Annotated in this window: 26 protein-coding genes and 1 pseudogene; 24 read left to right on the top strand and 3 right to left on the bottom strand. The window is 63.6% G+C overall.

The genetic code is table 11. The annotated features are described in order from the left end of the window. The 22 genes and pseudogenes from ACP7BY_RS20565 to ACP7BY_RS20460 form a co-directional block, all read left to right on the top strand. The coding region (locus tag ACP7BY_RS20565; RefSeq protein WP_426288341.1) for a strawberry notch C-terminal domain-containing protein at window positions 1–1,893 on the top strand (1,893 nt) is incomplete at its 5' end. Then, the gene (locus tag ACP7BY_RS20560; protein ID WP_006022617.1) at window positions 1,893–2,930 is read left to right on the top strand and encodes a DUF7146 domain-containing protein; all 1,038 of its coding nucleotides are present in this window, start codon (window positions 1,893–1,895) and stop codon (window positions 2,928–2,930) included. The genes ACP7BY_RS20565 and ACP7BY_RS20560, both read left to right, overlap by 1 nt. A gap of 308 nt (window positions 2,931–3,238) precedes the next feature. Next, window positions 3,239–4,162: a DUF2493 domain-containing protein gene (locus ACP7BY_RS20555; protein WP_006022616.1), complete on the top strand. Its 924-nt coding sequence runs from the start codon at window positions 3,239–3,241 to the stop codon at window positions 4,160–4,162. Between the two features lie 133 nt (window positions 4,163–4,295). After that, the gene (locus tag ACP7BY_RS20550; protein ID WP_137903083.1) at window positions 4,296–4,700 is read left to right on the top strand and encodes a hypothetical protein; all 405 of its coding nucleotides are present in this window, start codon (window positions 4,296–4,298) and stop codon (window positions 4,698–4,700) included. A 178-nt stretch (window positions 4,701–4,878) separates the two neighbouring features. Next, window positions 4,879–5,046: a hypothetical protein gene (locus tag ACP7BY_RS20545; protein ID WP_006022614.1), complete on the top strand. Its 168-nt coding sequence runs from the start codon at window positions 4,879–4,881 to the stop codon at window positions 5,044–5,046. A 142-nt stretch (window positions 5,047–5,188) separates the two neighbouring features. Continuing rightward, window positions 5,189–5,629 (top strand): hypothetical protein, encoded by a 441-nt coding sequence (locus tag ACP7BY_RS20540; protein ID WP_006022613.1) that lies wholly within the window; start codon window positions 5,189–5,191, stop codon window positions 5,627–5,629. A gap of 581 nt (window positions 5,630–6,210) precedes the next feature. Further along, window positions 6,211–6,534: a DUF736 domain-containing protein gene (locus tag ACP7BY_RS20535; RefSeq protein WP_006022612.1), complete on the top strand. Its 324-nt coding sequence runs from the start codon at window positions 6,211–6,213 to the stop codon at window positions 6,532–6,534. 184 nt (window positions 6,535–6,718) lie between these two features. Next, window positions 6,719–6,973, top strand: coding sequence for a helix-turn-helix domain-containing protein (locus ACP7BY_RS20530; protein ID WP_006022611.1), 255 nt, complete (start codon window positions 6,719–6,721; stop codon window positions 6,971–6,973). 113 nt (window positions 6,974–7,086) lie between these two features. Further along, window positions 7,087–7,341 (top strand): DNA -binding domain-containing protein, encoded by a 255-nt coding sequence (locus ACP7BY_RS20525; RefSeq protein WP_006022610.1) that lies wholly within the window; start codon window positions 7,087–7,089, stop codon window positions 7,339–7,341. Window positions 7,342–7,452: 111 nt separating this feature from the next. Next, window positions 7,453–7,761 (top strand): transcriptional regulator domain-containing protein, encoded by a 309-nt coding sequence (locus ACP7BY_RS20520; RefSeq protein WP_006022609.1) that lies wholly within the window; start codon window positions 7,453–7,455, stop codon window positions 7,759–7,761. Beyond that, window positions 7,661–8,227 (top strand): DUF2285 domain-containing protein, encoded by a 567-nt coding sequence (locus ACP7BY_RS20515; protein ID WP_024584489.1) that lies wholly within the window; start codon window positions 7,661–7,663, stop codon window positions 8,225–8,227. Before ACP7BY_RS20520 ends, ACP7BY_RS20515 begins: the two co-directional genes overlap by 101 nt. Before the next feature lie 139 nt (window positions 8,228–8,366). Further along, window positions 8,367–8,648: a helix-turn-helix transcriptional regulator gene (locus ACP7BY_RS20510; protein WP_006022608.1), complete on the top strand. Its 282-nt coding sequence runs from the start codon at window positions 8,367–8,369 to the stop codon at window positions 8,646–8,648. 18 nt (window positions 8,649–8,666) lie between these two features. Continuing rightward, window positions 8,667–9,488 (top strand): annotated as a pseudogene (locus tag ACP7BY_RS20505) (replication initiator protein A); the annotation flags it as partial. A gap of 335 nt (window positions 9,489–9,823) precedes the next feature. Further along, window positions 9,824–10,462, top strand: a complete 639-nt coding sequence (gene parA / locus ACP7BY_RS20500; protein ID WP_006022606.1) for a ParA family partition ATPase — start codon at window positions 9,824–9,826, stop codon at window positions 10,460–10,462. Next, on the top strand, window positions 10,459–10,713 hold the full coding sequence (locus tag ACP7BY_RS20495; protein ID WP_006022605.1) for a hypothetical protein: 255 nt from the start codon (window positions 10,459–10,461) through the stop codon (window positions 10,711–10,713). The genes parA and ACP7BY_RS20495 overlap by 4 nt, the downstream gene beginning before the upstream one ends. Beyond that, window positions 10,710–11,231, top strand: a complete 522-nt coding sequence (locus tag ACP7BY_RS20490; RefSeq protein WP_006022604.1) for a DUF2840 domain-containing protein — start codon at window positions 10,710–10,712, stop codon at window positions 11,229–11,231. Before ACP7BY_RS20495 ends, ACP7BY_RS20490 begins: the two co-directional genes overlap by 4 nt. Further along, window positions 11,228–11,773 (top strand): S26 family signal peptidase, encoded by a 546-nt coding sequence (locus tag ACP7BY_RS20485; protein WP_006022603.1) that lies wholly within the window; start codon window positions 11,228–11,230, stop codon window positions 11,771–11,773. The genes ACP7BY_RS20490 and ACP7BY_RS20485 overlap by 4 nt, the downstream gene beginning before the upstream one ends. Beyond that, window positions 11,727–12,191, top strand: a complete 465-nt coding sequence (locus tag ACP7BY_RS20480) for a DUF736 domain-containing protein (protein ID WP_426288338.1) — start codon at window positions 11,727–11,729, stop codon at window positions 12,189–12,191. Before ACP7BY_RS20485 ends, ACP7BY_RS20480 begins: the two co-directional genes overlap by 47 nt. A 69-nt stretch (window positions 12,192–12,260) precedes the next feature. Next, entirely contained in the window at window positions 12,261–12,968 is a 708-nt protein-coding gene (locus ACP7BY_RS20475) for a lytic transglycosylase domain-containing protein (RefSeq protein ID WP_049707222.1), read from the top strand. 244 nt (window positions 12,969–13,212) lie between these two features. Continuing rightward, window positions 13,213–14,952 carry a relaxase/mobilization nuclease domain-containing protein gene (locus tag ACP7BY_RS20470; RefSeq protein ID WP_033965849.1) on the top strand — a complete coding sequence of 580 codons (1,740 nt, stop codon included), beginning with the start codon at window positions 13,213–13,215 and terminating at the stop codon, window positions 14,950–14,952. Window positions 14,953–14,976: 24 nt separating this feature from the next. Beyond that, window positions 14,977–16,965: a conjugal transfer protein TraG gene (locus ACP7BY_RS20465; RefSeq protein ID WP_006022599.1), complete on the top strand. Its 1,989-nt coding sequence runs from the start codon at window positions 14,977–14,979 to the stop codon at window positions 16,963–16,965. Window positions 16,966–16,972: 7 nt separating this feature from the next. Next, window positions 16,973–17,401 carry a hypothetical protein gene (locus ACP7BY_RS20460; RefSeq protein WP_006022598.1) on the top strand — a complete coding sequence of 143 codons (429 nt, stop codon included), beginning with the start codon at window positions 16,973–16,975 and terminating at the stop codon, window positions 17,399–17,401. Window positions 17,402–17,482: 81 nt separating this feature from the next. Here ACP7BY_RS20460 and ACP7BY_RS20455 read toward each other — a convergent pair whose 3' ends face one another. The 3 genes from ACP7BY_RS20455 to ACP7BY_RS20445 all read right to left on the bottom strand — a co-directional run bounded on the left by ACP7BY_RS20455 (window position 17,483) and on the right by ACP7BY_RS20445 (window position 19,581). Continuing rightward, the gene (locus ACP7BY_RS20455; protein WP_006022597.1) at window positions 17,483–18,121 is read right to left on the bottom strand and encodes a response regulator transcription factor; all 639 of its coding nucleotides are present in this window, start codon (window positions 18,119–18,121) and stop codon (window positions 17,483–17,485) included. Beyond that, window positions 18,118–19,137, bottom strand: a complete 1,020-nt coding sequence (locus ACP7BY_RS20450) for a sensor histidine kinase (protein WP_197057830.1) — start codon at window positions 19,135–19,137, stop codon at window positions 18,118–18,120. The genes ACP7BY_RS20455 and ACP7BY_RS20450 overlap by 4 nt, the downstream gene beginning before the upstream one ends. 165 nt (window positions 19,138–19,302) lie before the next feature. After that, a complete protein-coding gene (locus ACP7BY_RS20445; RefSeq protein WP_006022595.1) occupies window positions 19,303–19,581 on the bottom strand; it encodes a metal/formaldehyde-sensitive transcriptional repressor in 279 nt (92 codons plus the stop codon). A 340-nt stretch (window positions 19,582–19,921) separates the two neighbouring features. On the opposite strand from ACP7BY_RS20445, the gene ACP7BY_RS20440 reads away from it, so the two are divergent. Together ACP7BY_RS20440 and hisE are read left to right on the top strand one after the other, a co-directional pair. Next, complete coding sequence (locus tag ACP7BY_RS20440) at window positions 19,922–20,137, top strand: hypothetical protein (RefSeq protein WP_124810155.1); 216 nt, start codon at window positions 19,922–19,924, stop codon at window positions 20,135–20,137. Window positions 20,138–20,214: 77 nt separating this feature from the next. After that, on the top strand, window positions 20,215–20,700 hold a 486-nt coding region (hisE, locus tag ACP7BY_RS20435; RefSeq protein WP_426288336.1), incomplete at its 3' end, for a phosphoribosyl-ATP diphosphatase.

The following is a 20,700-nucleotide window of genomic DNA, read 5'->3' as shown; positions in this document are numbered from 1 at the left end:
CCGTCTTCGAACACTCCCTCTAACCCGCATATTATCTGGAGTGAAATCATGGAAAACCGAAGGAAACCTGCGTCTCTCGCCGCCACGCTCGACATAAACTGCGACTGCAAAGAATATGTCCTCGATTATCTCGCCCATTCCTTCCCGGTGCAGCTCTACGAGCCCTTCAGCGACGGCGAGGGCAATATGTCCTCGCGTCCGGTCTTTCGCGACGGCCAGCCGGTCGAGAGCCGCGAGGCGGTCGCCCGCCGCACCGAGCTGATCGAGAAACTCGCGAGCCTTCCGCCGGTGCCGGGCGCGCTCGACCAGATCGTCCAGCATTTCGGCGCGGACGTGGTGGCCGAAGTCACCGGCCGCTCGCGTCGTATCGTGCGCAAGGGACAGCGCCTTGTGGTCGAGACCCGCGCGGCGTCCGCCAATCTCGCCGAGACCCAGGCCTTCATGGACGACATGAAGCGCGTGCTCGTGTTCAGCGATGCCGGCGGTACGGGCCGCAGCTACCATGCGGAGCTGTCGGCACGGAACACGCGGCTTCGCGTCCACTATCTGCTTGAGCCGGGCTGGAAAGCCGACGCCGCGATCCAAGGCCTCGGCCGCACCCACCGCACCAACCAGGCGCAGCCGCCGCTCTTCCGTCCGATCGCGACCAATGTGAAGGCGGAGAAGCGCTTCCTATCGACCATCGCGCGCCGGCTCGACACGCTGGGCGCGATCACGCGCGGACAGCGCCAGACCGGCGGCCAGGGCCTGTTCCGACCCGAGGACAATCTGGAGAGCCACTATGCGCGCGATGCGCTTCGCCAGCTCTACATCCTGATCGTCCGCGGCAAGATCGAAGGGTGCTCGCTCCAGCGGTTCGAGGACACGACCGGCCTGAAGCTGATGGACGACAACGGCATCAAGGACGAGCTCCCGCCGATCACAACCTTTCTCAACCGCCTGCTCGCGCTCACCATCGACCTGCAGGACGTCCTGTTCGCCGCCTTCGAGCAGCTTCTGACCGCCAAGGTCGAGGGCGCGATCGCCGCCGGCATCTACGACATCGGACTGGAGACGCTGCGCGCGGAGAGCTTCGTCGTCACCGATCGCCAGACCATCTACACCCATCCCGGCACCGGCGCGGAAACCAGCCTGCTGACCATCCAACAGCGCGAGCGCAACCGGCCGATGACCGCCGAGGAGGCGATGGCTTGGCTCGACGATCCGGTCGCCAAGTTGCTGGTCAACGAGCGCTCCCACCGCGCCGCGGTTCAGCTTCCAGCGCCTTCGCTGATGCTCGACGACGGGGAGATCGAACGCCGCGTGCGGCTGATCCGGCCGATGGAGCAGCATCACGCCTCCATCCGCATGATGGACGAAAGCCATTGGATCGCCGCCAGTCGCGCCGAGTTCACCGCCGCCTGGAACGCCGAGATCGCGGAGGTGCCAGCCTATTCCGATTCCACGATCCACATCGTCGCTGGCCTGCTGCTGCCGATCTGGAAGCGGCTGCCCAACGAGTCGAGCCGTGTCTATCGGCTCCAGACCGATGACGGGGAACGGATCATCGGCCGCCGCGTGTCGCCCGCATGGGTCGCCAACGCCACGACAGTCGGAACGACGAACCTGTCCGCCGACCATGCCTATGCCGCGCTCATCGAGGGCAAGACAATCCTCGATCTCGCCGAAGGCCTCCAACTCCGTCGCGTGCGCGTCATGGGCGCCGATCGCATCGAACTCTCCGGCTTCACCGACGCGATGCGCGAGCGCCTGCGCGCCTTTGGCCTCTTCAGCGAGATCATCTCGTGGAAGCTCCGCTTCTTCGTGCCCGTCGGCGCGGACGGCGCGACCATCATCGGCAAGCTGATCGGCACCTACCCGATCCAGCGCGTCGGCGAGCGGGAGGCAGCGTGATGGCCCGTCTCGACGCATCCGATCTCGCGCAACGTCTCGGCCGACAGGCCGAGGCGGTGTGCCGCCATTATCTCAGCAATGGCCACCGTCAGGGCAACTACTGGCAGGTGGGCGACGCCCGTAACACTAAGGGCCGCTCGATGTACGTCCGGCTCAAGGACTCGCCCAAAGGCCCCGCCGGGAAATGGACTGACGCCGCTACCGGCGAGCATGGAGACCTCCTCGACGTCATCCGCGAGAGCTGCGGCCTCATCGACTTCAAGGATGTCGCCGACGAGGCTCGGCTCTTCCTCAGCATGCCACCACCAGCGCCGGAACCCTCCGCCTTCCAGCCGCTGGCGCCCGCACCACATGGATCGCCCGAAGCCGCACGGCGCCTCATCCGCATGTCGCAGCCGATTGCGGGCACAATCGTCGCGGCGTATCTCCGGCAACGCGGCATTACGGATCTCCGTGGAGCCGGAAATCTGTATTTCCACCCGCACTGCTATTATCGCCCGGACGAGCATGCGCCGACCGAGACTTGGCCGGCCATGATCGCCGCTGTCACTGACCTCGACGGCATGATCACCGGGGCGCATCGCACCTGGCTCGACTCACGACGCCACGACAAGGCGCCATTCGAAACCCCGCGCCGGGCGATGGGCGATCTCCTCGGCAACGCGGTCCGCTTTGGCGCTGGTGGCGAAGTGATGGCAGCCGGCGAAGGCATCGAGACGGTCCTTTCAATCCGCCAGGTCGTGCCCAACATGCCGATGGTGGCGGCGCTCTCCGCGGCACATCTCGCCGCCATCCTGTTCCCGGACACGCTGCGGCGGCTCTACATCCTGCGCGATGACGATCCGGCAGGCGATGGTGCGCGTGACAGCCTGATCGAACGGGCGAACGCGGCCGGGATCGAGGCGATCGTGATCTCTCCACAGCTCGGGGACTTCAACGAGGATCTCCGCACCCTCGGCATCGCGACATTGCGCAGTCAGACTCGGGTACAGCTCGGGCCGCAGGACGTCGCACGCTTCATGGCGCTGGCGGCATAGCCGGTAAGGAAGCGGCAGCGGCCCCGCCGCCGTACTCGCTCAGACGCAGCGGATCGGAGAGGACCGCGCCTCGGCCTTCGAGAGGGCGATCGGCCCACAGGCAGGCCGGCCCGGCAATGGCTGCGGCCGACTATTTTCCGGCGCGGCCCCAAGGGGCCGCTTTCCATCGCGAAACAAAATAGCCGGCCTCCGCCATCCTCCGCTGACGCTCCGGCCCTCGCTCGCGCTCCGGGTGCAGGGCCGCCCCGCCGGTGTGCTTCGTCGCCATGAAGGCCGCGACGGTCGCGGTCCATCCGACGGAGCATCCGATGCGCGATCTCGACGACTACGAACCGCACCACGAATCCTCACCGACTGACCACGTCCTCAACGAATTGCAGCTCCACGGCTACCGGCCTTTCGCCGACGAACCCGATCAGCGGCTTCTGCCGGACGGCAACGCGGTCGCGGGCGCGGTCGCCGACATCTTCGACGCCCTGATCGTGACCCTGGAGGACACGCGCCTCGAACCCGACCTCGACGATCTCCTCTGGTCGACCGTGAACGTCTTTCATCGCGCCGCCGAACGGATCAACCGCGAGCTCGACGACAACGAGCAGGCCCAAAAGCGCTCCCAACGCGAACAGGACGGCAGCGAGGTGAAGTCGGTCGATCTCGAGCGCCTGATCGCCGAGGGCAAGACACAGGTCGAACGCCAGACCGCCTTCGAACTGATGCGCGACCAGGCCGCCGAGCACTACGAACGCCAGGTCGGCAAAGCCTGGCTCCCGCGGTCAGGATCGAAGGTCAATCATCGCAACCTCACCTCGGCGATGATCGACAGCCGCGACTTCATCATGGCGAAGAAGCGTGCCGAGCAGGAAGTGCTCCTGCCGCCTGGACCGAAGATCGCCGTCACCGGCGGGCTCGATTTCGACAACCATCACCTCATCTGGGCCAAGCTCGACCAGGTTCACGAGAAGCACCCCGACATGGTGCTGATCCACGGCAAGTCGCCGAAGGGTGCCGAGAAGATCGCTTCTCTCTGGGCCAGGAATCGCAATGTCCCACAGATCGGCTTTGCACCCGACTGGACGAAGCACGGCCGGGCAGCACCCTTCAAACGCAATGACGAGATGCTGCAAATCCTGCCGAAGGGCGTGCTGCACTTCCCCGGCACCGGCATCAATGACAACCTCGCCGACAAAGCCAAGAAGCTCGGCATCCCGGTGTGGAAATTCGGCGGCGCGTAAGCGCCGCCGCATCGGGCACCTGCTAAACGGCCAAGCCTATGGCATAACGCAACGAATGCAGCGACTGAAGCCACTCCCGAAACCGGCACGTTCGGACGCCGTTCTCGCTGCGGTTTTCCTGGAGAATGCCACCGTGAAGGCTGCAGCCGCCGAATGGGCGGCGGATCAAGGATTCGACAATCAAGCCCTTCATGCGATTGCAATTGCCATCGAACTCCTCCTCAAATCCTATCTGCTTAACGTCGCGACCGATGATGTTTGGAACCGCGCGAACATCGGGCACGATCTCGCCAAGGCACTCCATTATTCGGCTCAAGCCGGCTTGGTGCCTCCTTCACGCATCGAGTGGATTATCAGCCACCTCCATCCGCATTTTCAGCGTGGCGGGTTTCAGCGCGAGCCGTCGAGGAAATGGCCACCAGGCTTTGCGGATGACGCAGGTGAGGTCGCACGGCAGCTCGCGCAGACAGTACGGCTTCACCAACGTCACGGCCACATCGACTCGGCTTCCAGCCCGGAGAAGACCACTCCCCGCTGAATGGCGCTGGTCCTTGGTCCAGCCGATGGCCTGACGCCATCAACCCGTAAAGGGTCGGACTACGCATAGCGTGCCGCCGCGCCGGCGTTGCCTGCGCGGTGATTGCGGCCATCGGCCGAACACATCGGGCGCCTGTCAGCGGGGGGATGGTCCTCCGCTCGAAACAGGAGCCGGATCGATGTCCTTCCCCGACGCACACGCCTTCGCCTTCAGCCTCGCCACCACGCTGATGGCCGTCATCGTCATCTTCCGCGCGGGCGACGGCACTCTCTCGGTGACACCCGCAAACGAATACGACGGCGACGTCTCGGAGATCGTCCACGAGGTCGATCCCTTCGCGCCATGACGGCGCGCCACCCTTCCAGGCGACGCGGAGACCCCTGCGGTTTCCGCTCCCGACGGAGCACAGCTTTTGCTATGCTCCCGAATGCGCCGTGGTGGTGGTGGAAGGCGCGACCGTCAGAATTTGCTCTTTCGGAGACACCACCATGATTATCCTCGGCATTGTCCTATCCTTCGCAGCCATCGGCATCTTGTGCTGGTTGCTGTTCACGCTCGCGGTGTTCGCACTGCCATTCTTCGCGGGCGTGACCGCCGGCACCTGGGCCTATGACACTGGCGCGGGCTGGCTCGGCGCCATCCTTATCGGCATGCTCGGCGCCGGCCTGACGTTGGGCGTGGGGCAGCTCTTGCTTGGAATTGTCCGCCCGCTCTGGGCACGCCTGCTGATCGCGCTGGCATTTGTCGCACCCGCGGCGATCGCCGGCTTCCACGCCACGCATGGCATCGTGAAACACACCATGCCGTCGGAGACCTGGCAGCTCGTGTTCTCCGTCATCGGTGCGGTCGCGGTCGGCGTCACCGCGTTCGCGCGCGTCGCTGGGATGGCAAGCACCGGCCCGTCCAGCCAGGGCATTGCACCAGCCTGACACCACGACGGAACCGTCGCCGGGACGACCAGTCGGGGGTTTCAGCCCTCAGCGTTGTGCAGTTGGAGAGGGAGCCGCGTCACCGGAACCTGACTGAAGCCCATCGTGCGGCCGCCTCAACAGCGCCCGGATTTCTGCTCGGCGCCTCTGTGCGCGGGAACGGTGCAACACGAAGTCGAGGGCGTCATCTCCACTGGCCGACTTCGAAACGAAAGCTCGACCCTCGCCTGTACAAGGGGAGGACGGGTCGCAGATGATCTTCAGCTTGCGCCGTCTGCTGGTTGCGACCGGGTCGCCATGATCTTCCGTTCCTGATTGTCTCCAGACCGCTCCGAACGGCCTCTCCAATGGCCTGATCTGACCGAAGGACGGCTGCGCCTCGACCGCCTATGCCGCAACGGCGCGTCCCGACTTTCTTCCCCTGCCGGCCAAGGCCGTCATTCCTCGCGAAACAACAAAGTCGTTCCTGCCATCCTCCGCGTTGCTCCGGTCGCAAGCGATGCGGCGTCGGTCGCCTCCGGCCTGTCGATCGCCATCGAGGCCGCAATGGAGCGGTCCCGAAAACGAAACGGAGACTTACAATGGCGACCATCGGCACCTTCAAGAAGACCGGCTCGAACGAGTTCACCGGCGAAATCGTAACCCTCAGCGTCCAAGCCAAGGGCGTGCGCATCGTCCCCGACACCCGCGCCACCGGCGAGAACGCCCCCAGCCACCGGGTTCTGGTCGGCCGCGCGGAAATCGGCGCCGCCTGGTCCAAGCGCTCCAACGAGGGCCGCGACTATCTGGGCCTCAAGCTCGACGATCCGAGCTTCAACGCCCCCATCTACGCCAACCTCTTCGACGACGAGGACGGCGACACCCACTCGCTGATCTGGTCCCGCCCGACCCGCCGCGGCGACTGAGCCCCGAGCAAGGCCCCGGCCGAACAGGCCGGGGCCTTTCCACTGCTAGCGCGAATCACTTCGGCCGCCCGGCGAGGGCACCGCCAGCCCTGAGACGCCGATTACCCTCGCAATGGGCGCAAAGAACGACTATTATAGTCGTAGTTCTGGCAAGCGTGTGTCCGTCGGTGGGAGGTGATCATGCATGATCACCGCCCGACAATCGCGGGCCGCACGCGCGTTGCTGGGGTGGACACAGGAGACGCTCGCTGACAAGGCCCGGACATCGCTAACCGCGCTCAAGCGCCTTGAGTCCGAAAGTGGATTAGAGGTGTACGAGTCGACGCGCGATCAGGTGCGAAGGGCGCTTGAAACAGCCGGTATCGTCCTGCTTTCCACCGACAAGGGCGAAGGAGTGCTGCTGCTCCATGAGCGGGACGACCGGCCGACGAGGCGTTAGCAGCGCCGTGATCGCGTGGCGCACACCATCCATCGCACGTTGTCACAGTAATGCCGGGCACGAGTGTTAACGAATGCTTTCCGCGCGAATATAGTCGCCTGATGGAATCCGCGATGCCGCCGTTTCTCGATGCGCCTCCGATCAGCCAGACCCTCACGGCCTATGACCGCGAGCATATGGTTCTCTATCTGCGCCTGCTCGATTCCTCGCGCGACGGAGCTGATTGGCGCGAAGCCGTCCAGATTCTCTTTGGCCTCGATACGGCACGTGAGCCGCAGCGGTGCCGCCAGGTCCATGACACGCATCTCGCCCGCGCGCAGTGGATGACCGAGCACGGCTATCGAGACTTGGTCCGCTCCGCACAGTGATCGCCGCGATGCCGTTTCGGCACCACCCTTTGCCGGCCCTCTGACTTCCACTGAACAACCCAGCCGGGAATCCTGACTCTCCCACAAATTCAAAGACTAGGGAGGATCGCGATGACACCAGATGCTTCCGGCTGGCGTTCATCGGAACGCTATGCGCACGTCGCCGACATGACCGCGTCCGACGTCGCGTGGGAATGGCTGCGCCGCAACGAAACCTACGACAGGGATTTTCAAGCGCTCGGCGACAGCGAAAGTGATCTGCGCACGCTGACCGACGGGATCGGGCAGCGGTGGGGGTTGCGATTTCCCCGTAGACCCGATGCAGGCACCTCCCGAAGCGCAGGTGATCTGGCTTCCCCAGGAAGACACAAGCGCCATCGTTCTTGGCCCACCTCCGGATATTCCGTCCGCAAGCGCTGATCCCCAACCGACGATCGACGCCGCCGTAAGCGTCGATGTCGGCAGCGAGACCCATCTGGTTCTCGATCTCGGAAACGGTCAGCGCGTAGCGCTTGTTCATCCGTCCGAGACACGACCCGCCAAATCTCTTGGCGCCTTCATCCCGCTCGGCCTGGAAGGCTTCGACCGGCTCCAATCGGTCGCCCGCTTGCTCTCCGCCCTCCATGGCCGCGCCATACCGCCCGACACCCGACTGACACGGCAGCAACGTGCTCGGCTGTGCCGGATGCTGCAGGCCTTCGACGGTCATCGCGCGGGCGCGACCCAGCAAGAAATTGCGCAGGTCATATTTCGGATCGGCGCTCTCGGTCGCGACGACTGGCAGGCATCTTCCGCCCGCCACGCCACCAAAGCCCTGCTTCGAGATGCCCGCGCGATGATGGTGGGTGGGTATCGCACGTTGCTTCGTCATCGGCGGCAACTTTAGCCGATCTCCATCCGACTCTTGGTGGGCGAATTTAGGCCCCCCTGAATTCGCCCTGCATCTCGCCGGCCCTGCTTCGCCAACGTGGCCTTCGTTACCCGCCGCTTCCCGGCGGCCCCAACGAACCCACGGAGGCCCTCCCATGCGACCTGATCTCGCCGTTCTCCCGCCGCGCTACCTGCGCACCAAGGAAGCCGCCGAATTCCTCAGCCTATCGGCCCGCACCCTCGAAAAGCATCGGACTTACGGAACGGGTCCGGCCTATCGCAAGCTCGGCGGTCGCGTCGTTTATGCGGTCGACGATCTTGAGGCCTGGGCCGAGCGCGGCGCCGTCACCTCCACCTCCGATCCGCGCGGCAGCGTGCTTCCGGCCAAGCGCCATACGCCTGCGCCGCCGGCACATGCCGGACGATACGCGCGCTGATCGCCCCCGGATTCCCGAATGGCGGCGCGACACCAGTCCCTCTCGGAGCGCGGGCAGCTCGATCTGTTCCGTGCGCTCCCCGGCGAGTTCGCAGCACGAGACGCACAGGATCTCATGGCCTATCCGTTTTTCTCCCTCTCCAAATCGCACCGCGTCGCGCCGATCGACTTCGCCGCCGGCAATGTGTCGATCCGCGTCGAGGCCGTGCCCGATCACGGCATGGCGACCATTTGGGACGCCGACATCCTGATCTGGGCGGCGAGCCAGATCGTCGAGGCGCGTGACGCCGGCCTGCGCACGTCGCGCCTGATGGTCGCCACGCCCTATGAAATTCTCAAATTCATCGGCCGCGGCACGTCCTTACGCGACTATCAGCGCTTGAAGGCCGCGCTCGATCGTCTGCAATCCACGACGGTCTGCACCTCGATCCGCCAATCCGCCGAGGGCCGGCGTCATCGCTTCTCGTGGATCAACGAGTGGAAGGAGCGCACCAACCGCAACGGCAAGCCGGACGGGATCGAGATGATCGTCCCGGACTGGTTTTATCAGGCCGTTCTCGACGATGCGCTCGTGCTGACGATCGACCGGGCCTATTTCGATCTCACAGGCGGGCTCGATCGCTGGCTCTATCGCCTGGTGCGCAAGCACGGCGGGCGCCAGCGCAATGGCTGGCGATTCGACTTTCGCCACCTCCACCAGAAATCCGGCGCGTTGTCACCGTACAAACGCTTCGCCTTCGAGCTGCGCGACATCATCCGTCGCCAGCCGCTTCCCGGCTACACGCTGTTCCTCGAGATCGAGGCCGGCGGCCGAACGTTGCTCGCTTTCGAGCGGACGCCGCCCTGTGGAAAAGCTGTGAAAGGCTTCGTGCCATCGGGAACCCGAAAGCGCGTGCCATCAGGAACCGGCCCCTCGTGCCAACGGGAACCGAAACACGGCCTAACCCACGACAGCAGAACCGAAAATCGCCTCGCTAACTTAGAATCTAACAGAGAATCTAACTTTGAAGAGCGCGCGCGAGAGGTGGAAAACCTCGTCCGGCAGGCCGCGAACGCGCTAAGCGCCGCTGGCAAGCGGCGCACCAGCAGCGCCGCTCTTACCAACGCTGGCGCGGCGAGAAACGGGACCTCCGGCCCTCCGCAGCTTCCCTTCGGTCCACGCCCGGGAGGCCGCCGATGATCGTGGCCTTCCTCAACCAGAAGGGCGGCGTCGGCAAGACGACGCTGGCGCTGCACCTAGCCGGCGAATGGGCCGGTAGGGGAAAGCGGGTCACGCTCGTCGATGCGGACCCCCAGGGTTCGGCGCTCGACTGGTCGCAGCAACGCGCCCGCGAGCACGCGCCGCGCCTGTTCGGCGTCGTCGGCCTGGCGCGCGACACGCTCCACCGTGAGGCGCCCGAGCTGGCGCGCGATGTCGATCATGTGGTGATCGACGGGCCGCCGCGCGTCGCCGGGCTGATGCGATCCGCGCTGCTCGCCGCCGACCTCGTGCTGATCCCCGTGCAGCCGTCGCCGCTCGATGGTTGGGCCTCGGCCGAGATGCTGGCGCTCCTGTCGGAGGCGCGCATCTATCGGCCGGAGCTTCGCGCTCGCTTCGTCCTCAATCGCTGCGGCGCGCGCACCGTGATCGCCCGCGAGACGGCCGAGACGCTCGCCGACCACGATCCGCCAGTGCTGCGCACGGCGATCGGACAGCGCGTCATCTACGCCGACGCCGCGCAATCGGGCCGGCTCGCTTTCGAGATCGACGACGACGGACCCGCCGCGCGCGAGATCGCGGCGCTCGTCACCGAGCTCGAAAGGATCTCACCATGAGCGAGCGATCCGAACGGCGCGGCTTTGCGGCACGTCCGACCAATCAAGAGGCCTGGATCAAGGCCGCAGATGCCACCGCGCCGCGCGCGCCGGACGATGAAGCCTTCACCGCCCGCATGACGATCGACGTCACGCCCGCCTTACGTGGACGGATCAAGATCGCTGCCTTCCGGCGCGGCGTTACCGTTGCCGACATGCTGCGCGAGATGCTCGCGCGCGAATTCCCACACATCGAAGGAGACCCCTCATGACCGGCGCCGCGGCCCCCCGCGCGCGCGGCGGCCCGACGCCGACCGCACGCCACCAAGACAATCTCACCCATGTCGAACTGACCTGGGTTGAGAAGAAGATCGAGAACTGGATCCGCTTCGGCACGCACGCCCACGAACAGATTCTCGATCGCCGTCGGCGTGTCCTGTCTTTTCGCCCCGGCGCGGTCTTCGCCTTCGTGCGCTGGGCCTCGAATGACTTCGGAACGATCATCTCGCGCATCGACGTCGTGCGCTCGGTTGCGCGCGGCGAGACGTACCAGACGCTGCCTTTCGTTCGTCCTGGCGGCGAAATCCTGCTGAAGGTCGAGAGCTGGCCCAGGGTCGAGCGCGTGCTGCAGGCGATCGACGCCATCGAGCGCATCGGCATCGATCCCGAAGCGGTTTCGCCCGATCATTGGCGTCACGTCCACAACCGGCTCGCTGCTGGACACGAGCCGCGCACCTACACGCTCGACCATCATCGCGCATTCCTGCTGCGCCGAAAGGCCGAGTCGTGAGCCGCGCCGGACTTCTCCTGGCGACGACGCTCGCCGCGCTCAGCGTCGGCTATCCCGGCCTCACGCCGATGCCCATCAAGCTGATCTGGAACGCATCGGCGAGCGCGCCCATCGGGTTCTATTCGATCGACTTCGACGGGCCGCTCGACGTTACCGATCTCGTTGCGGTCGATGCGCCCGAGCCGCTCGCGACATTCCTCGCCGAGCGCGGCTACCTGCCCAAGGGCGTGCCGCTGATGAAGCGCATCCTCGCCGTCTCCGGGCAGACCGTTTGCCGTTCGAACCTCACTATCACCGTCGATGGTGTGGAGGTCGGTGCGGCACTGGAGCGCGATCGCGCAGGCCGCGATCTTCCCGTCTGGCAAGGCTGCCGCCGGGTCCAGACTGGCGAAGTCTTCCTCATGAACTGGCAGGTCCGCGACAGCCTCGACGGCCGCTACTTCGGCCTGATCTCGACCGACCAGATCATCGGCCGTGCCGTCCCACTGTGGACCGATGAAGACGGCACCGGCCGCTTCGAATGGCGTGCGCCGACACGCTGACCGCCTTCCCATTCGGCGGGAGCGGTGCTCGCCGATGGCTGTCCCAATCCCCACCGCGAAGGAGACTGACATGCCCCAGATTGGCGAATTCACGCGCGACGAGACCGGCTTCGTCGGGCATCTGACGACGCTGGTTTTGAACCAGGACGTCATAATCATCGCAGCCGAACCGACCGAGGTTGAGAACGCACCGCAGTATCGCGTGCATGTCTTCGACGGCATGAACAATGAGCCGGGCGCGGAGATCGGCGCCGGATGGAAACGCTCCGGAGAGAAGGCCGGCGAATACGTCGCGCTGCTGATCGACGATCCGACATTCCCGCACCCGATCCGCGCCAACATGTTCCGCGACGACGATGGCGGCTCGGCCTGGTCGCTGCATTGGTCGCGTCCGCGCGATCGCGGCGAGAAGGACTGAGCGATGCTTGGCTCTCGTCAACCGAGGAGCCGTTCGATTGCGTCCGGGCCGCGCTGCGCTGCCCGGCGCATGGCTCTCCTCCTCCTTTCCGGCCTTAGCCTCGCGAGCATCATGCCGGCGATCACGATGGCGCAGGACTTGGGCGCCGATCGACCGTCGCCACGCGATCCCTATGGCGATCATATCGCCGAGGCTTCGCGGCGCTTCGGCGTTCCGATCGCATGGATCAGGGCGGTGATGCGTGCCGAAAGTGCAGGCGATCCACGCGCCCTTTCGCCGAAGGGCGCGATGGGCCTGATGCAGATCATGCCGCCCACTTGGGCAGGCTTGCGCCTTCGCCACCGTCTCGGCGCTGATCCTTATGATCCGCATGACAACATCATCGCCGGCGCCGGCTACATCCGCGAGCTGTTCGATCGCTACGGATCGCCCGGCTGGATCGCGGCCTACAATGCCGGTCCTGGTCGTTACGAGGACTCGCTGAAGGGCCGGGCGCTGCCCGCGGAAACGCGCGCCTATGTCGCCATCGTCGCGCCGTCGGTGACCAGCGGCGATGCGACTTGGCCGATCGTGGCCGCCGCGGCCGATGCACTCGCCTGGACACGCGCGCCGCTGTTCATCGCGCAAGCTGAGCGCATATCGATACCCGTTCCCGTACCGGCCGAGCGCGCTTCCGATGCCGCGATGACGACATCGTCCGTGCGCGATGTTTCCGCCATCGAGCCGCAGTCGGGCGGGCTGTTTGTCCCGCGTTCGGGCCAAAGGAATGCGCCATGAGCAGCCCGGTTCCTGATCGCACGATAGCGTGCTCAAGCGCGTCATGGTGTGCGTTGAGGGTAGAGGCAGGCAACACGACCGGACGATGGCAGGATAAAAGGCCGCGAGGTGCGGCTTGGGTCGGTTGTGGTTTTTCAATAGGTTATGAGGCGATTTCGCGATGTGCGGGATTTCCCCGCACCTCACGACTACGCCGATTTTCCTGCGATTTCCTGTGCTTGGCGCGATGTGCGAGGCATCAGCCATGACCGGCGACAGTGATTTCCGCATCCGGCCGGGCCGCATCCGCTCGACCCGTGCGCAGCAGGCTCGTCCCTTCATCGCGCAGGCTCTCGCCGCGGCGAAGAAGGCCGGGGCCGGCGTCTCACGCTCCGGCCGGATCGTGTCCGGCAACCGCTCGCGCTTCGGGCGGGGCCAGCGTGCGAGCATCCAGGCGAACCGGCTGCTCACCGCGCGAACGCGCGGCGCTGTCATCAAGGCGCGCGTCGTGCGCCAGACATCGCGCTCGGCGCCGCTCGCGACCCACCTCAATTATCTGCGCCGCGAAGGCGTGACCCGCGATGGGGAGAAGGCCCATCTCTTCGGTCCCGGGGGCGACGACGCCGATCCGAAGGCCTTTGCGGAACGGTGCCAGGACGACCGCCACCATTTCCGGTTCATCGTCTCGCCCGACGATGCGCCCGACATGGCCGACCTGCGGTCCTTCACCCGCGATCTCGTCACGCAGATGGAAAAGGATCTCGACACCCGCCTCGATTGGGTGGCGGTCGACCACTGGAACACCGAGCATCCCCATGTCCACCTGATCGTGCGCGGGGTCCGTGACGACGGGCAGGACCTCGTCATCTCACGCGACTACATCAAGGAAGGAATGCGCGACCGCGCGCGTGACCTCATCACGCAGGAATTAGGGCCGCGCACCGACCTCGACATCCAGCGCAGCCTGAAACGCCAGGTCGATGCCGAGCGCTTCACGCAGCTTGACCGCCAGCTTATCCGCGATGGCCATGCCACGGGCGTCATCGAGACGGCGATCGATCCGAACGTCCGGCTCGACGAATTTCATGCGCTGAAGGTCGGACGGCTCCGCAAGCTGGAAACACTCGGCCTCGCCGAGCAGGTCGGCCCCGGTCAATGGGCGATCGACACGAAGGCCGAGGCGACTCTGCGTGAACTCGGCGAGCGCGGCGACATCATCAAACGCATGCACCGGGCTTTGACGGATCGCGGCATCGAACGCGGCTCGGCGGGCTATGTGCTCGCGGCCGAAAGCCTCGATGCGCCCGTGATCGGCCGATTGGTCGATCGCGGTCTTGATGACGAGCTGAAGGGCTCCGCCTACGCCGTGGTCGACGGCGTCGACGGCCGCACCCATCACATCAAGCTGCCCGATCTCGAAGCCGCCGGTGACAGCGCGGCGGGTTCGATCGTCGAGTTGCGTGCGTTCGATGATGCACAGGGACAGCGCCGGGTCGCAATCGCCGTCCGCTCCGATCTCGATATCGATCGTCAGGTCACGGCAACCGGCGCGACTTGGCTCGATCGGCAGAACATCGCGCGCGAACCTGCCGCCCTGTCCGAGGCCGGCTTCGGCGCCGAGGTACGGCAGGCGCTGGATCGACGCGCGGATCATCTGGTCGGACAGGGCTTCGGCGAGCGACACGGCCAGCGTGTCACCTTCAATCGCGGGCTGATCGACACGCTGCGCCGTCGCGAGCTGGAAGCGGCCGGCGAAAAACTCTCCGCCGAAACAGGCCAGCCGTTCAATCGCGCGGGAAGCGGCGAGTATGTTGCCGGCACCTACCGCCAGCGTTTGGCACTCGCCTCCGGCCGCTTTGCCATGCTGGACGACGGCCTCGGCTTCCAACTCGTGCCCTGGTCACCCTCTCTGGAAAAGCACCTCGGCAAGCATGTTTCCGGCGTCGCCCGCGATGATGGCGGCATCGACTGGAGCTTTGGCCGCAAACGAGGGCTCGGCCTCTAACCTCTCTCCGAAAGGACCGTTCCAATGTCCGCCACGAAGATCCTATGGGGCCAGATCCTCACCGTTTTCCTGATCGTCCTCGCCACCACTTGGGGCGCAACGGAATGGGTGGCTTGGCGATTGGCGTTCCAGCCGGAGTTGGGCGCGCCGTGGTTCACGCTGTTCGGCTTTCCTTTCTATCTGCCACCCTCCTTCTTCTGGTGGTGGTACGGCTTCGACGCCTACGCACCCGCGATCTTCGTCGAAGGCGCTTTCATCGCGGCGTCCGGTGGCTTCATCTCGATCGCCGTCGCCATCGGCATGTCGGTCTGGCGTGCACGCGAGGCCAAGAAGGTCGAGACCTATGGCTCGGCGCGTTGGGCCGAGAAGAAGGAGGTGGAGACGGCCGGCCTTCTCGGTCCCGATGGTGTCGTGCTGGGACGCTACGAGCACGCTTATCTGCGCCATGATGGGCCTGAACATGTTCTGTGCTTCGCGCCCACCCGAAGCGGCAAGGGTGTTGGCCTCGTTGTGCCCTCGCTGTTGACCTGGCCGGGCTCGGCGATTGTTCACGACATCAAGGGCGAGAACTGGCAGCTCACCGCCGGCTTCCGCGCCAGGCACGGCCGCGTGCTGCTCTTTGACCCGACCAACACAAAATCCGCTGCCTACAATCCTCTGCTCGAGGTGCGCCGCGGCGAATGGGAGGTTCGCGACGTCCAGAACATCGCCGACATCCTGGTCGACCCAGAAGGGTCGTTGGACAAGCGGAACCATTGGGAAAAGACGAGCCATGCGCTGCTAGTCGGCGCGATCCTCCACGTCCTCTATGCGGAAAAGGACAAGACTCTGGCCGGCGTCGCGGCGTTCCTCTCTGATCCGAAGCGACCAATTGAATCCACCCTCGATGCGATGATGAAGACGGCGCATCTCGGCGACGCCGGACCGCATCCCGTGATCGCCAGCGCCGCACGCGAGCTCCTCAACAAATCCGACAACGAACGCTCAGGCGTGCTCTCTACCGCCATGTCGTTCCTGGGACTCTATCGCGATCCCGTCGTCGCCGAAGTGACGCGGCGCTGTGACTGGCGGATCTCCGATATCGTGGGCGGAAAATACCCGGCAACACTCTATCTCGTCGTGCCACCATCCGACATCAACCGCACCAAACCGCTTATCCGACTGATCCTCAATCAAATCGGCCGACGCCTGACCGAGGATCTGCAAGCAAAGGGCGAACGCCATCGTCTCCTGCTGATGTTGGACGAGTTTCCGGCGCTGGGGAGGCTCGACTTCTTTGAGTCAGCACTGGCCTTCATGGCCGGCTACGGTCTGAAGAGCTTCCTGATCGCGCAATCCCTAAACCAGATCGAAAAGGCCTACGGGGCGAACAATTCGATCCTCGACAATTGCCATGTGCGCGTCAGCTTCGCGACCAACGACGAGCGTACCGCCAAGCGCGTTTCGGACGCCCTCGGCACCGCCACCGAGATGAAGGCCATGAAGAACTATGCCGGCCACCGGCTGTCCCCCTGGCTTGGCCATCTGATGGTTTCGCGCTCGGAAACAGCTCGGCCACTGCTCACACCTGGCGAAATCATGCAGCTCCCTCCCACCGACGAGATCGTCATGGCGGCGGGCACGCCGCCGATTCGTGCGAAGAAGGCGCGCTATTACGAGGATGCTCGGTTCAAGGAACGCCTGCTGCCGCCGCCCGCGCTCACAACGTCGCAGCAAGGACAGCCCGACGATTGGACCACGCACCAGTTGCCAGCCCGACCACAGATTGCCGAGGCCACCTTGCTAGCGCAGCCCGCCGATGAAGATCCAACCGAGTCGGAACGCCGCCAGCAACCGGAACTCAATCGGGTGAACCCCGTCGAGAAGAAAGTGCCAATCGACAACCCGTTCGAGATCGATACCGATCGGGACGAGTCTGACGACGATGCCGTGCGCACCAGCCGTATGAACCGGCTCATGCAGGGCGTCGCGCGCCAGGTCTCGCTCGACCCCGGTGACGGCATGGAGCTGTGAGACGCCCGTGACGAAACCACCCCGCAAGCAACGCCTCTCCGTCTATCTCGACCCCTCTGTCATGAACCGGCTCGCAGATCACGCCGCGCGCCGCGACCATTCGCGATCGTTGGTCGCGGAGGCGGCGATCGAGTCATTCCTCTCACCCGATGCCGCCGAACGCCAGGAGGCCGTCATCACGAAACGCCTCGACCAGCTCGACCGACGCATGTCGCGGATGGAGCGCGATATCGGAATATCGGTCGAGATGCTCGCAGTCTTCGTGCGCTTCTGGGTGACCACCACACCGAGTTTGCCAGAACCTGCTGCGCAGGCCGCGCGCGCCAAAGCTGGCGAACGCTATGATCAGTTTGTCACAGCTCTCGGCCGCCGTCTCGCGAAGGGCCCGAAGCTTCATCAGGAGATTTCTGAGGACGTTGATGGCGAGGCAGAATAGCTCGTCAGATCGCGCACGCTCCTGCGTGAGCCCAAGCTGCTCTCCAAGGCCGCATTGAAGTCAGCAATAATCGACTGCCTCTCAATCCCTTATTCTTTCCAATCTCTCGGACATCCGCCCGAGTTCAAGCAAGGATGCCGCCTCCATCTTCCGCATGATCTGCGCCCGACACACCTTCACCGTGATTTCGCTGAGTGCAAACTTCGCAGCAATTTGCTTTGTGAGTTTTCCATCAAGTATCATGTCCATAACTTGGCGCTCGCGAACAGAAAGCGAATCGTACCGCGCGCGAAGATCAGCTGTCATTGTCTTCTCGTTTCGTCGGATTTGCGAAGTCTGGAGACCGAGATAGATCGCATCAAGTAGGTCTTGGTCCCTAAACGGCTTGGTCAGAAATTCGATCGCGCCAAACTTCATAGCCCGGACCGACATCGGGATATCCCCGTGCGCCGTAATGAACACGACCGGGATCTCCACACGCGTTCTGAAAAGCTCTTGTTGGAAATCCAAGCCGTTCTGACCCGGCATTCTAACGTCCAATACCAAGCAAATCGGCGTATCAGGAATCGACCACGCCAAAAACTCGTGCGTAGACGCAAAGGTGTGAATATCAAGTCCGACAGAACTCAGGAGATTTCTGAGCGCTTCACGCACGGAAAGATCATCGTCGACGACGGCTACCGTGCCGCCCACAACGACGGGCTGTTTCGACTGTCTCATAGTATTTTCTCCCTGTCGCCAGGCAGAGTAAAACAAAAGGTAGCGCCGCGCGGATTGGTCGGCTCAGCCCAAATATTACCGCCGTGAGATTCAATAATTGATCGGCATATTGAAAGTCCAATTCCCATGCCATCGCTCTTGGTGGAGTGAAAGGCATCGAAAAGATGCCTTACGAAGCCAGGATCGATACCGCCTCCCGTGTCTTCTATCGTGATCATCACGCCGGACGCGCTTGATTTAGCGGAGTTTATTCGAATCTCACGAACACTGCTCTGCAGCGTACCCATCGCATCTATCGCGTTCACGAGAAGGTTGAGTGCAACCTGTTGAAGTTGAATACGATCACCGAAGATCATGGGCAGATCACTCGACAGGTTCGTATAAACGGAAACTCGGCTTTCTCGGAAACGGCTTTGCAAAAGCCCCAGCACCTCTCTGATTACGACGTTGATCTCAATCCAGGACCTCTTTGGTTCTGCACGCATAGACAGCGCTTGGACGCGCTTGATGATTTCACTTGCTCGGTTTGCGTCGCTGACGATGCTATCTATCGAAGACGCGGCTTTTTCTAGGTTCGCGGGATCTCCGTGAATCCAGCGTGTACATGCATTGGCGTTGGTCACGATTGCGGCGAGCGGCTGATTGACCTCATGGGCGATTGAGGCAGCGATCTCGCCGAGAGTCGTGATCCGAGCGACGTGCGCAAGGCGGGTCTGCGCCTGTTCGGCCGCCACACGAGCGGTCTCCATCTTGACAGCGAGATAGGTCGTTGCCGCGATCGCCAGCAGGCTGATCGAGGTGTTGACGACTCCGGTTCCGAAGCTTCCACTCGGCGTCAGGATGTAGCTCGCGATCGTCAACGCGATGCATATTCCAGAGACCGTGCCCATGCCCCGCGTGTGGCTGAAGCGAGCCGACAATAGAACGACAATCACATAAAACGTCGCAGCGGATATCTCGTAAGGGGTTATGGTGTCGATGATGAAGATGCCGATAGTGAGGATGCCGATCAGCAAGGGAAGCGTTCCAGACCTAACGAGGCGCCATAGCCCATCGATGAACGTCAGTAGTTCCCTTGAACGGGTGCCGAGCGGGTATCGATGCGTCAAGTTTGCCTCGTGATCTATAGGATCGACGTGGGCAGGCTGATTGACTGGTGTTTTTTGTGGAGCCATCGCAGTTCACTTGATGTAGGTGTGCAAAACGTCGACTAATTCGAGCGCGGCATTACGTTCAGCTTCTGTGGGCGTGCGGTTCGCATCGACCATATGCGCTTGAATGTGCCCATTGACGACTTCGGCCATGATTCCGTTGATCGCACCGCGCGTGGCCGTGACTATCCGCATCACGTCGCCGCAACTCTCATCCGCGATGAGGGCCCGTTCAATCGCATCGACCTGACCTCGAAGGCGTCGGACCCTATTCAGCAGCTTCTGCTTCTCAGCCACCGCATGCGCCATCGCGTCCCTCCGCTATACCCGGGTATAGTTGTAATATACCCCCCAGAGTATATATGAATGTCGCGCGAAGTGAAGACCGGCAGGGTTGTTCGCGTCGTGGTCCAGTTCGTCGTGAATTGGATCCGGATTGGCACAGCAGAGGATCATATGAACCCGCGATCTAGCAACGACCCCTCGGAGGGAGATAGTAGGCGTCAGTCACCTGCTATCGACGCTCCGCTGGGTTGCATCATCGCTCGGGTCGGTTCTGCCGACGTAACTGCGCCAGCACTTCGACGCTGAGCACCGTCCGTCCAGGCCACCCGGGTTCGAGCAACTGCTTGAACAGACGGAGGTGGCCATGGCCGCTCATCTCAACATCGACACACGTCGGGCGCCACCGGTGGTCGCCCATGATGATATTCAATTCGCCGGGGTGTTTCCCGGCTTGAAATTGGGCGCTCGCAACTTGGCGAGACCAAAGCTTCTTGCCCATTGGCATCAGGAATCCGATGGCCGGCTGATTGGGGGCTGGCAATTGGAGACATCCGCCACTCTGAAGAATCCTGACGATTGATCATAGCGACACACGGCAATGCCGTGCGCAGCGTAGCGCTGCTGTTGGCAGCAAAGTTCAAACGAAGGGATTAACTAATGAATGCAGTGGTGGCTTTGCTGCCTGCGCGCCCCGCAGGCACTAATACGACTTGCGCGAATACTATCTTCGCCAACGATTTAGAGCAGCTCTACAACGCGCTGAATGATGTGACATTGACGGAGCATGCTCGCACGGCAGAGCTGATGAATGCCGGATTGCGGAAGATCTCGCAGAAGGTTGTCGAGGAGGCTGCCGAGGTCGCTCTCGAGGCGGTGAGGAAGCGGACCCAAAAGACGGTCAGCGAAAGTGCCGATCTTCTCTATCACTTGGTCGTTCTGTGGCACGCACTCAATATTGAACCCAGCGAAGTCTGGGCCGAGATGCGGCGCCGCGTGGAAAGCATGGGCATTGCCGAAAAGCTTCGGGAGTGTCAGGAATTTCGTGTGCGGGCGGGCATAATGGGAAAGAAGGAGCCCCGAAATGTCCCGACGCAAAGAGCCTGCGATACCGAACGATCTGCTGGATCAGCTGCTGGCTGGCGC

Source organism: Sphingomonas sp. PSPC2-2, assembly GCF_049897725.1.
Taxonomy (GTDB): domain Bacteria; phylum Pseudomonadota; class Alphaproteobacteria; order Sphingomonadales; family Sphingomonadaceae; genus Sphingomonas.
The sequence above is the reverse complement of the archived record's forward strand: the minus strand, read 5'-3'. Positions and strand labels throughout refer to the sequence as shown.